Origin of the sequence: Rhodoferax saidenbachensis, from assembly GCF_001955715.1 — a bacterium.
GTDB lineage: Bacteria > Pseudomonadota > Gammaproteobacteria > Burkholderiales > Burkholderiaceae_C > Allorhodoferax > Allorhodoferax saidenbachensis.
In genome coordinates, this window is sequence record NZ_CP019239.1 from 1,598,207 (window position 1) to 1,609,927 (window position 11,721).

Sequence of the window (11,721 nt, forward strand, 5' to 3'; positions counted from 1 at the left end):
GGGTGAAAAAGCACACAATGCAAGCAAGTGCTTTTGTGCAGGAGGTTTCCATGAACAAGCGATCCATCGGTTGGCCCAGGCAGTTTTTCGCACTGCTGCTAATGATCGTATTGCCGGTTGCAGCCTCATTCGCACATGCCGAAGGGTTGCCCCCCAAGGACGAGAAGCAGATTCTCCGTGTGGTGCGCAGCCAACTGGATGCGTTCGCCCACGGTGATGCCGCCAAAGCGTTTTCTTACGCAGCACCGAACATCCGGCGCCAGGTGGGGACGGCAGAGCAGTTCATGGAGATGGTCCGCACCCAATACGAAGTGGTCTACCGGCCGGCATCTGCCACATTCCTGAGGCCCAGCGGGCAAGCCGGGGAGGCAGTACTCCATGTGCAGTTGACCGACGAGGACGGTGACCTCTGGACTGCCGTCTATACGCTGCAGAAACAGAAAAACAAATCCTGGCGCATTACGGGTTGCGCGCTGAGTCCAAACGCCGTGACGATGGTTTGATTGCCATAGAGACCGTGAACAGACAATCTTGCGCTTGCGCGCTTGTAGGTTCACCACCAATCCGGCCTGCTCCCGACTGGCGACGATGCGGTTGCGGCACCGGAGTCGCGCAATGGTCTGTTGGGCCAATCAGGCAATCTGCAGCGCGCTGACCGGTCTTTCCAGTTGCAGCCAGCGCCGCACCGCGTTGGCCAGGATATCGGCCTTGCCGGTGGTGAAAAACGTCACGTCCTCTTCGACCGCGGAGGTGGCAGCCAGCAGGTTTTTCTCGGCCAGCAGGCGCCGGGTCTGGCGTGCCACCGGGGCGCCGCCTTCCAGCAGCACCACTTGGTCACCGATGGTACGCCGAAGTTCGGCCTCCACAAAAGGGTAGTGGGTGCAGCCCAGCACCAGGGTGTCCATCTCCTCAGAATTTAAGCCAAATTGGCCCATAGCCCGCGCGTAGCCTGCGCAAGCAGCTTCAGTTTTGATAGCATCTTCGCGCTCAATGGCGTCCACCAGACCGTCGCAGGGCTGCAGCACAAAGGTCGCCTGGCCGTGCAGCGTGGCTAGCAGGGCGAGGAATTTCTCGCTCTGCAGCGTGCTGCGCGTGGCCATCACGCCCACCACACCGGTCTTGCTGCTGGCGGCGGCCGGTTTCAGCGCCGGTTCGATGCCGACGATGGGCAGGTCCGCATGGTCCTGGCGCAGTAGCCGGATGGCGGCGGCGGTGGCGGTGTTGCAGGCCACGACCATGGCCTTGATCTGGTGCTGCTCCCGCAGGTGCTGCGTGATGGCGTGCGAACGCGCGATGACGTGGGTGTCATCGCGCTCACCGTAGGGCGCGTGGCCGCTGTCGGACACGTAGACAAAGCGCTCGTGGGGCAGCTCGGCGCGCAGCGCGCGCAACACGCTCAGGCCGCCCAGGCCGCTGTCAAAGACCCCGATGGGGCTGGATGCGGAGATGGTCAAAGGCTTAACGCGAGGTGACTGGAATGCTCTTGAACTCGCCCGTGGCAATCTTCTTTTGCCATTCGGCCGGGCCGGTGATGTGGGCGCTGGTGCCGCCCGAATCGACCGCCACGGTGACGGGCATGTCGACCACGTCGAATTCGTAAATCGCTTCCATGCCCAGGTCGGCAAAGCCCACGACCTTGGCCGCCTTGATCGCTTTGGAGACCAGATAGGCTGCACCGCCCACGGCCATCAGGTACGCGCTCTTGTGTTTCTTGATGGCTTCAATGGCAACCGGGCCACGCTCGGCCTTGCCGACCATGGAGATCAAGCCAGTCTGCGCCAGCATCATTTCGGTGAAGCCATCCATCCGGGTAGCGGTGGTGGGGCCGGCGGGGCCGACGGCTTCGCCCTTGATCGGGTCGACCGGGCCGACGTAATAAATGACGCGGTTGGTGAAGTCCACGGGCAGTTTTTCCCCTTTGGCCAACATTTGCTGGATGCGTTTGTGGGCCGCGTCGCGGCCGGTCAGCATTTTGCCGTTCAAGAGCAGGGTCTGGCCGGGCTTCCAGCTCGCCACTTCGGCGGGGGTCAGCGTGTTCAGGTCGACCTTTTTGCTTTGCTGGTAGTCGGGTGTCCAGTTGACGTTGGGCCACAGGTCCAGCGACGGCGGGGTCAGGTAAACGGGGCCGCTGCCGTCCATCACAAAGTGCGCGTGGCGCGTGGCCGCGCAGTTCGGGATCATGGCGATGGGCTTGCTGGCCGCGTGGGTCGGGTACATCTTGATCTTGACGTCCAGCACCGTGGTCAGGCCGCCCAGGCCCTGCGCACCAATGCCCAGAGCATTGACCTTTTCAAACAACTCCAGACGGAGTTTCTCGACGTTGTCCAGTGTTGCACCGGAGGCCTGCTTGGCCTGCAGTTCATACATGTCCAGGTCGTCCATCAGGCTTTCCTTGGCCATCAGCACCGCTTTTTCGGCCGTACCGCCAATGCCGATGCCCAGCATGCCGGGCGGACACCAGCCCGCGCCCATGGTGGGCACCGTCTTCAAAACCCAGTCGACCACGCTGTCGCCGGGGTTGAGCATGTACATCTTGCTTTTGTTCTCGGAGCCACCGCCCTTGGCGGCCACGGTTACTTCCACGGTGTCGCCGGGCACCAGTTCGGTAAAGATCACTGCGGGCGTGTTGTCCTTGGTGTTCTTGCGCAGGAATTCGGGGTCGGCGACCACAGACGCACGCAGCGTGTTGTCCGGGTGGTTGTAACCCTGGCGCACGCCTTCGTTGATGGCGTCGTCCAGGCTGCCGGTGAAACCTTCCCAGCGCACATTCATGCCGACCTTCAGGAATACGTTGACGATGCCAGTGTCCTGGCAGATGGGGCGGTGGCCGGTGGCGCTCATCTTGCTGTTGGTCAGGATCTGCGCAATGGCGTCTTTGGCCGCGGGGCTTTGCTCGCGGTCGTAAGCGCGGGCCAGGTGGGCGATGTAGTCGGCGGGGTGGTAGTAGCTGATGTACTGCAGCGCGGCAGAGACGGATTCGATCAGGTCAGCTTGGCGGATAGTGGTCATGGCTGTTGGCGGGTGAGGGCAATCTCCCTGAGCGGGACATTGCTTTGATTGAGGGCTATGCTGAAAATCTTCCAACCGCTATTTTGACAGGTCCACCCCTGCCCAGCCTTCCATGTCTCTTACAAGCCCCACCCGCACCGAACGCGACACTTTTGGCCCCGTTGAAGTCCCTGCCGACAAGCTGTGGGGCGCCCAGACCCAGCGCTCTTTGCAAAACTTCGACATTTCGGGTGAGCGGCAGCCGGTAGAGATCATCCGTGCGCTGGCCCAGACCAAACGCAGCGCGGCGCGCGTGAACCATGCGCTGGGCCTGCAGGACGCAAAAAAGACCGAGGCGATCGTGGCCGCGGCGGACGAGGTGATTGCCGGCCAACACCCGGACGAATTCCCGCTGGTGGTCTGGCAAACCGGCTCCGGCACGCAGACCAATATGAACGTCAACGAGGTGATTGCCAACCGCGCCAGCGAGCTGCTGGGCGGCCAGCGCGGGGAAGGGCGCCTGGTGCACCCGAATGACGACGTGAACCGCAGCCAGTCCAGCAACGATGTCTACCCCACGGCCATGCATGTGGCGGCGGTGACGGCGATTCGCGAACGGCTGTTGCCTGCGCTGGGGTTGCTCAAGACCACGCTGGCGCACAAGTCGCGCGACTTCCATGACATCGTGAAGATTGGCCGTACCCATCTGCAGGACGCGACGCCACTGACGCTGGGCCAGGAGTTCTCGGGCTACGCCGCGCAACTGGCGCACGGCGAAAAGCACATAGAGGCCGCACTCCCGCACCTGTACGAGCTGGCTCTGGGCGGTACGGCAGTGGGTACGGGCCTCAACGCGCCGACCGGCTATGCGCACGACGTTGCGGCCGAGCTGGCGCGCCTGACCGGCCACCCCTTTGTCACCGCACCCAGCAAGTTCGAGGCGATGGCGAGTTGCGACGGCCTGGTGCACGCCCACGGCGCGCTCAAGACGCTGGCCGCCAGTCTGATGAAGGTTGCCAACGATGTGCGCTGGCTCGCCAGCGGCCCGCGCAGTGGAATAGGGGAACTGAGCATCCCAGAGAACGAACCGGGCTCCTCCATCATGCCGGGCAAGGTGAACCCGACCCAAAGCGAGGCGCTGACGATGCTGTGCGCGCAAGTGATGGGCAACGACGTGGCGATCAATATCGGCGGCGCGTCTGGCAACTTCGAGCTCAATGTGTTCCGGCCCATGGTGGCGCACAACTTCCTGCAGAGCGTGCGCCTGCTGGCCGATGGCATGAAAAGCTTCAACGACCACTGCGCCGTAGGAATTGAACCCAACCGCGAACGCATTGCCGAACTGGTGGACCGTTCGCTGATGCTGGTGACCGCGCTGAACCCCCATATCGGTTACGACAAAGCGGCCTTCATTGCCAAGAAAGCACACAAGGAGCGCTCCAGTCTGCGCGAGGCGGCGATCGCCAGCGGCCATTTGACGGCGGAGCAATTTGACCAGTGGGTCGTTCCGGGGGATATGACAGGCCGCAAGATGCTATCTAATTCATAGCTGGTTGCGCATATTTCATAAGGGCTGTAGGCCGATTTGGCTTGAAATTCAGGCCTGACTGGCCGACCGGCACTTTGCGCACCTATTTGTAAGCTTGCCGCCAGTCAGTGGCTTGTAAGTGCAGGCTACGACAGTGCGGGCAGTTTTGATTGGTTTGTCTGCCCCCAGACCAGCCATGCGGCTGGCCCCCCGAGGGGGTGCAAGTCCACTTGGGGCGGCCCTGCGTTTACTTGAGAGGAGACAAAAATATGAGTACATCCACATCGGCCATGGAATCCCTGTTGGTTGAAAACCGCGTTTTCCCACCCAGCGAGGCCATGGTCAAGGCCGCCCGCGTGTCCGGCATGGAGGGCTACAACGCCCTTTGCGCTGAGGCGGAAAAAGACTTCGAAGGCTTCTGGGCCCGCCTGGCGCGCGAAAACGTGGTCTGGAACAAACCCTTCACGCGCACGCTGGATGAATCCAACGCGCCGTTCTACCAATGGTTTGACGACGGTGAACTCAACGCCTCCGCCAACTGCCTGGACAAACACATCGGCACGCCCACCGAAAACAAGGTGGCGGTGATCTTTGAAGCCGACGACGGCACGGTCACCAAGACTACTTACAAAGAGTTGCTGGCCCGCGTGAGCCAGTTTGCCAATGCATTGAAGGCTGACGGCGTGAAGAAGGGCGACCGCGTGCTGGTCTACATGCCCATGACGCTCGAAGGCGTGATCGCCATGCAGGCCTGCGCGCGCATTGGCGCAACCCACAGCGTGGTGTTTGGTGGTTTCTCTGCCAAGGCGCTGCAGGAGCGCATCATCGACGCCGGCGCGGTGGCGGTGATTACTGCCAACTACCAGATGCGTGGTGGCAAGGAACTGCCACTCAAGGCCATCGTGGACGAAGGTTTGGGCTTGGGCGGCTGCGACACCATTAAAAACGTGTACGTCTACCAGCGCACCAAGACCGCCTGCAATATGGTGGCCGGCCGGGACAAGACCTTTGACGAAGCGTTGGCCGGCAAGAGCACCGATTGCGCACCGGTTCCCGTGGGCGCAGAGCACCCGCTGTTTATCCTCTACACCTCCGGCTCCACCGGCAAACCCAAGGGCGTGCAGCACTCCACGGGCGGCTATCTGCTGTGGGCCAAGCTGACGATGGACTGGACCTTCGATTTGAAGCCCGCCGATGTGTTCTGGTGCACCGCCGACATTGGCTGGATCACCGGCCACACCTATGTGGCCTACGGTCCGCTGGCCGCGGGCGCCACGCAGATCATCTTTGAAGGTATCCCCACCTTCCCGAACGCGGGCCGCTTCTGGCAGATGATCGAACGCCACAAGTGCACGATTTTCTACACGGCGCCCACGGCCATCCGTTCGTTGATCAAGGCTGCTGAAGGCGATGCGGCGGTGCACCCGGACCGCAGCGATCTGTCGTCTTTGCGCATCCTCGGTTCGGTGGGCGAACCCATCAACCCCGAAGCCTGGATGTGGTACTACAAGAACGTGGGCCACGAGAAGTGCCCCATCGTCGACACCTTCTGGCAAACCGAAACCGGCGGCCACATGATGACGCCGCTGCCCGGCGCCACACCGCTGGTGCCCGGTAGCTGCACGCTGCCGCTGCCCGGCATCATGGCCGCCATCGTGGACGAGGTGGGCAAGGACATTCCCAACGGCACCGGCGGCATCCTGGTCGTCAAGCGCCCCTGGCCGTCGATGATCCGCACTATCTGGAACGACCCCGAGCGTTTCAAGAAAGCCTACTTCCCCGAGGAAATGGGCGGCACGATGTACCTCGCCGGCGACGGTGCGGTGCGCAGCGCAGACCGCGGCTACTTCCGTATCACCGGACGCATCGACGACGTGCTGAATGTGTCCGGCCACCGCATGGGCACGATGGAAATCGAATCGGCGCTGGTCTCCAAAACCGATCTGGTGGCCGAAGCCGCCGTGGTGGGCCGTCCGGACGATCTGACGGGCGAAGCGATTTGCGCGTTTGTGGTCCTGAAGCGCCCCATGCCCAAAGGCGACGAAGCCAAGGCGATTGCCAAAGAGCTGCGCGACTGGGTGGCCAAGGAAATCGGGCCGATTGCCAAGCCCAAGGACATCCGCTTCGGCGAAAACCTGCCCAAGACCCGTTCCGGCAAGATCATGCGCCGCCTGCTGCGCTCGCTGGCCAAGGGCGAAGCCGTCACGCAAGACACGTCTACGTTGGAGAATCCGGCGATTCTTGATCAACTAGGCCAGGCCTATTGATCAAGTCAGCGCGTTAGCGCTGCGCACCAGCGGTGCGTAGCCGGATTCGGGGGATCACTCATATTGCGTAGCAATGTGATGTGATCACCAAAACCCCGCCATCCTGGATCAACTAGGCCAAGCCTATTGAAGTTCCCGCTTCCCTGAAAAAAGCCCGCGCAAGCGGGCTTTTTTGTGGGCGCATGCATCGTGTCACAGTCTTGCCACACTTTTCCTTAAACCCCATGGCTGAATCAAAAGTGGCATTTGCCTGTCATCGGAGGTAGCATGGCTGAAGAAAAAAAAGCGCAGCATAGCGCCCCATGGACTGACAGGGAGCAGGGGATGGAATACAAAATCTGGAACCGCAATTCACGCCGGGCCCGTCTGGCGCCGGTGTTGACCTTGGCGGCTTGCGCCCTGATTTTGCTGGCCATGGCGGCACTGGATCGGTTCCACGCCTACCAGTTTGAGCAGTCCATGATGCTGGTGCGCAACTTTGAGCAAACCCGCAATAACCTGCTTTCCAGCTTTCAGCGCATGAGCACCGACTGGGACTCTACCGGTGCATCGGAGATGGAGATGGAGCGTCAGTCCCTGTTGCAGGAACTGCGGCGCCTGCAGATGAATGCTGGTGCCATCAGCAGCGGAACAGAGAGCCTGCCCAACACCCTGGACGCTAACGTGAGCGCTCTGCAAGCGCGTCTGTCGGCGGGTACACCGCCCCCTTTCACGGTGGAGCATACGGAGTTGCAAGAGGCATTTCTGGCGCTCAATTCCGAGATGGTGCGGCTGGAAGCCATTACCGCAGAGCGCCTGGACGACCTGCTGAAGCGTCAGCAGATGCGTTACGCCATCGGCTGGCTGCTGGCACTCACCGCGATGACATTGCTGGGCTTTGGCGTGGCCAGGAACAACCGCGAATTGCGCGCCGCACAGACTGCCCTGCACGAAAACGATGCCCAGTTCCAGCGCATGCTGGACATGCTGCCGCAACTGGTCTGGACCTGTGATGCACAGGCGCGAATTGGCTACTACAACCAGCGCTGGGTGGAGTACACCGGCATCTCCCTGCAGGACTTGCTGGACAAAGGGTGGGGAGAAGTGATGCACCCGGACGATGTGGCACCCATCGTGGCCCAATGGGCCAACGTAGTCAATCAGGGGGCAACTTCACTGCCCGAGTTCCGCATGCGTCGCCGTGATGGGGTGTACCGCTGGTTCAATGCCCATTTCGGCGTCAGCCACAATGAGCAAGGCCAGCCCGTGCGCTGGTTTGGCAGCAGTGTGGATGTGGAGGATGTTCGCAGTGCACGTGCAGCGCTGGAGCTCAGCGAGCAATTTCACCGCGAGACCCTTACTGCGCTGAATGAAGGGGTTCTCACCTTCGAAGTCAGTGGCCGCGTTACGGGCTGCAACCCTTCGGCCGAACGGGTTCTGGGTGTACCGCGCACGGTACTGCTGGGCGTGCCTTCGCGGTTGTGGGAGCTGTCGCTCAAAGACGACGAGGGCCGCGACCTTGCCTGGGAGAACACACCGGTGTCCAAGGTGCTGGCTACCGGGGAGGCCTGCCGTGATGTGCTGATTGAGGCCACGGGACGCAGCGGGGAGGCACATTGGCTGCTGGTCAACGCCGAGCCTGTACGCAATGCCGACGGCCAGTTGACCGCAGTGGTTTCGTCATTTCGCGATGTCACCGAACGCAGGCGTGCGCAGTTGGAGTTGCGTTTGCACCAGGAGCGCCTGGAAGTCACGGTCAGCGAGCGCACCCGTGAGCTCACCACGGAGATCAAGGCCCGTGCCCAGGTGGAGCGGCAAATGCAGGCGCTGAATGTGCAGTTGCTGGAAACCGAGCGCTTCAACCGCCTGGTGGCCGATAACATTCCCGGACGTATCGCCTACTGGGACAAGGACGTGCGCTGTCGTTTTATCAACCAGACCTACTGCGAGTGGTTTGACAGCGAGCCCCTGGAGATCATTGGCCGCACCATGCGCGAGTCGCGTGGCGACGCATATTATGAAAGTCTGGAGCCTTACATCACGGCGGCCTTGCGCGGTGAGCCACAGGAATTCGAACGCAGTGAAACCGGCCGCCATGGCCGGTTGGTGGTGTCGCATGCGCATTACGTGCCGGATCTGCGTGATGGCGAAGTGCAAGGATTTTTTGTACTGGCGACCGATGTCACGCAGCAAAAGAAGTCGGAACAACTGCTGCAGCAGATCAACGGGCAACTGGCCGAGGCGCGGGACCGGGCCACGTCGGCCAGCCAGGCCAAGAGTGCCTTTTTGGCCAATATGAGCCATGAAATCCGCACACCCATGAATGCCATCATCGGCTTCACCTACATGCTGCGCCGTGAGATTCAGGACCCGTTGCAGCAGCAGCGTCTCGCAAAAATAGGGACTGCCTCCAACCACCTGCTGCAGGTCATCAATGACATCCTCGATCTGTCCAAAATCGAGGCTGGCAAACTGGTTTTGGAGCGTGTGGACTTTTCGCTGGATGCCCTGTTGACCCGCACCTGTTCGATGGTGGTGGAGCTGGCCCGTGACAAAGGGCTTGAGCTGGTGGTCAACATTGCGCCTTTGCCAGACCGATTGCATGGCGACCCCACGCGGTTGATGCAGGCATTGCTTAACCTGCTGAGCAATGCGGTGAAGTTCACCGAAAGCGGTTCCGTATCGTTGCGTGTGGTCCTGCTGGAGCAGGACACGGAGACTCTGCTGATACGGTTTGAGGTGGTGGACACCGGCATTGGCATTGCAAAGGCCGAGTTCGCACGGCTGTTCAATCCGTTTGCCCAGGCGGAAGGTAGCAGCACCCGGTTGCACATGGGCACCGGCCTGGGGCTGGCCATTACCCGGCACATCGCGGAGCAAATGGGCGGGCAGGCCGGGGGGGAGAGCGAGCCGGGGCAGGGCAGTCGCTTCTGGTTCACGGCACGCCTGGGTAGCGTGGCGCAGCAGGAGGTTGTACCCACACCGGATTTGCGTGGCCTGCGGGCGCTGGTGGCTGACGATCTGCCGGAGGCGCGCAAAGCCCTGAGTGCCATGCTGGAGGGGCTGGGCCTGCGGGTGGACAGCGTTGCCAACGGAACGCTGGCGCTGGAGGCTGTTGCCCATGCGCATGCCCAGAACGATCCCTACCGGGTGGCGCTGCTGGACTGGGCGATGCCGGGTCTGGATGGCCTGGAGACCGGTGTGCGCCTGAGCGACACCCTCAACCCACCCCAGGTGATGGTGTTGGTGTCCACGCGCGACCATATCTCCATGCACCAGTTGGCCCGTGATGCCGGCTTTGGCGCGGTGTTGCTCAAACCGGTGACGCCCTCCCTGTTGCTGGATTGCCTGATGCGTTTGCTGAAAAGTGGGCCTGCGCTCCACATACCTGTAGACGCCTCCCTGCCGGTGGACTACCGTTTGCCCGAAAGCCACCTGGGCGCTGAAATATTGCTGGTGGAAGACAATCCGGTGAATCAGGAAGTTGCCACCCAACTGCTGCTGTCCGCGGGGGTGAGGGTGGATGTGGCGGGGGATGGCCAGCAAGCCGTGCAAATGGTGCGCAACAAAACCTACGATCTGGTGTTGATGGACGTACAGATGCCCCGCATGGACGGGCTGCAGGCGACCCGATTGTTGCGACAGGACCCGGCGCTGTCGCAGTTACCCATCATTGCCATGACGGCCAATGCATTGCAGGAAGACCGGCACGCCTGCATGGACGCTGGTATGAACGACCATCTGGCCAAGCCTGTGGATCCACGCCTCTTGCATCAGGCCCTGGTGCGCTGGTTGCCACCCCAGCGATTGCTGGCGTCGCCTGGCTCCCAAACCCTGGAGGCACTGCCGGAAACGGTGCCACTGATGCACAGCCCCAAGAGCAAACTGGCCAACATGGGCCAACTGGTCGATCTGGACCAAGCCTATGAATACTGCGCCGGGCAAGCCAGCATCCTGATGGGGGTGATGCAGAAGTTCACCGCGCATTACCGGGATGCGGGAGCTAACCTGGTGCAACAACTGCAGTCTGGCCAAACCGAGGAGGCGGCCCGCCTGCTGCACTCGCTGCGTGGTGTCAGTGCCACCATCGGTGCGACAGAAATTCTGGGCATGACCAAACAACTGGAGCACGCTGTCGCGCAGAACACGGTGTTGCCAGAACTGCTGTCTCAGGCCCTGGCATTACGCAGCGCACTGGACACGCTGATCGCCGCCATTGACGGGCACCTGCAGGATTAAATGCCTGCCCCTGGGGTTAGGTGGGTTCCGCCAGATCCACCCGTTCAAAGCGGTAACCAAAGCCATAGATCGGCACCAATTTCCAACCACGGCTGCCATCAATGGAGAGCTTGCGGCGCACGCGACTGACATGGGTGTCTACCGTGCGTACGTCCACATCGGCCGAAATGCCCCAGACCTTGTTGAGCAGGTAGTCGCGGGAGAGCAGCTTGCCCAGGTTCTGGAACAGGCAGACCGAGAGGTCAAACTCCTTTTGTGTGAGCTCAATGACCTTGCCGCCAATCGACAGGCGCTGGCGTTCAATGTCGATTTCGTAGTCGCCGGCACGTATTACCGGCAGGCTCCCCGGGCGCGCGCGCCGCGAGGCGGCACTGACCCGGGCCAGCAGCTCCAGCGGTTTGGCGGGCTTGACGATGTAGTCGTCCGCCCCTGCTTCCAGCGCAGCCACGACGGTGGGTTCTTCATCGCGTGCGGTGATGACGATGCTGGGCAGTTGCCAGCCTATGTTTTTGCGGATCCAGCGCAGCACTTCACCCCCGTTGCCATCGGGCAAGACCCAGTCGATGAGGGTCAGGTCGAAGCTTTCCAGCTTCAGCGCCTCCAGGAAACTGGCTGCCGACTCAAAAGAGCGGCAGGTGTGCTGACCCTGTCGCACCAGCGTTTCGAGCAACTCGCGTTGCACTGGGTCATCTTCGAGTATTCCAATGTGCATTCTTTCTC

7 protein-coding genes are annotated in these 11,721 nt (G+C 61.7%); 4 read left to right on the plus strand and 3 right to left on the minus strand.

All coding sequences use genetic code 11. The annotated features are described in order from the left end of the window. The first annotated feature begins 50 nt into the window (after positions 1 to 50). A complete protein-coding gene (locus tag RS694_RS07675) occupies positions 51 to 503 on the plus strand; it encodes a DUF4864 domain-containing protein (RefSeq protein ID WP_161631551.1) in 453 nt (150 codons plus the stop codon). Positions 504 to 632: 129 nt separating this feature from the next. On the opposite strand, the gene murI is transcribed toward RS694_RS07675, so the two are convergent. Together murI and RS694_RS07685 are read right to left on the minus strand one after the other, a co-directional pair. Further along, the gene (gene murI / locus RS694_RS07680) at positions 633 to 1,454 is read right to left on the minus strand and encodes a glutamate racemase (protein WP_029705784.1); all 822 of its coding nucleotides are present in this window, start codon (positions 1,452 to 1,454) and stop codon (positions 633 to 635) included. A 4-nt stretch (positions 1,455 to 1,458) separates the two neighbouring features. Then, the gene (locus RS694_RS07685; protein ID WP_029705783.1) at positions 1,459 to 3,009 is read right to left on the minus strand and encodes a fumarate hydratase; all 1,551 of its coding nucleotides are present in this window, start codon (positions 3,007 to 3,009) and stop codon (positions 1,459 to 1,461) included. A gap of 112 nt (positions 3,010 to 3,121) precedes the next feature. On the opposite strand from RS694_RS07685, the gene fumC reads away from it, so the two are divergent. The 3 genes from fumC (at position 3,122) to RS694_RS07700 (ending at position 11,001) form a co-directional block, all read left to right on the plus strand. Continuing rightward, on the plus strand, positions 3,122 to 4,537 hold the full coding sequence (gene fumC, locus RS694_RS07690) for a class II fumarate hydratase (protein ID WP_029705782.1): 1,416 nt from the start codon (positions 3,122 to 3,124) through the stop codon (positions 4,535 to 4,537). 248 nt (positions 4,538 to 4,785) lie between these two features. Further along, positions 4,786 to 6,783, plus strand: a complete 1,998-nt coding sequence (gene acs, locus RS694_RS07695) for an acetate--CoA ligase (protein WP_029705781.1) — start codon at positions 4,786 to 4,788, stop codon at positions 6,781 to 6,783. A 324-nt stretch (positions 6,784 to 7,107) separates the two neighbouring features. Next, the gene (locus tag RS694_RS07700) at positions 7,108 to 11,001 is read left to right on the plus strand and encodes a response regulator (RefSeq protein ID WP_051391660.1); all 3,894 of its coding nucleotides are present in this window, start codon (positions 7,108 to 7,110) and stop codon (positions 10,999 to 11,001) included. Positions 11,002 to 11,017: 16 nt separating this feature from the next. On the opposite strand, the gene RS694_RS07705 is transcribed toward RS694_RS07700, so the two are convergent. Further along, positions 11,018 to 11,713, minus strand: a complete 696-nt coding sequence (locus tag RS694_RS07705) for a response regulator transcription factor (protein ID WP_029705779.1) — start codon at positions 11,711 to 11,713, stop codon at positions 11,018 to 11,020. Positions 11,714 to 11,721 lie beyond the last annotated feature (8 nt).

Bases quoted from the DNA above. Each gene is read 5' to 3' on its own strand.
- RS694_RS07675 (WP_161631551.1), top strand. From the start codon at position 51: ATGAACAAGCGATCCATCGGTTGGCCCAGGCAGTTTTTCGCACTGCTG.
- RS694_RS07685 (WP_029705783.1), bottom strand. From the start codon at position 3,009: ATGACCACTATCCGCCAAGCTGACCTGATCGAATCCGTCTCTGCCGCG.
- fumC (WP_029705782.1), top strand. From the start codon at position 3,122: ATGTCTCTTACAAGCCCCACCCGCACCGAACGCGACACTTTTGGCCCC.
- acs (WP_029705781.1), top strand. From the start codon at position 4,786: ATGAGTACATCCACATCGGCCATGGAATCCCTGTTGGTTGAAAACCGC.
- RS694_RS07700 (WP_051391660.1), top strand. From the start codon at position 7,108: ATGGAATACAAAATCTGGAACCGCAATTCACGCCGGGCCCGTCTGGCG.
- RS694_RS07705 (WP_029705779.1), bottom strand. From the start codon at position 11,713: ATGCACATTGGAATACTCGAAGATGACCCAGTGCAACGCGAGTTGCTC.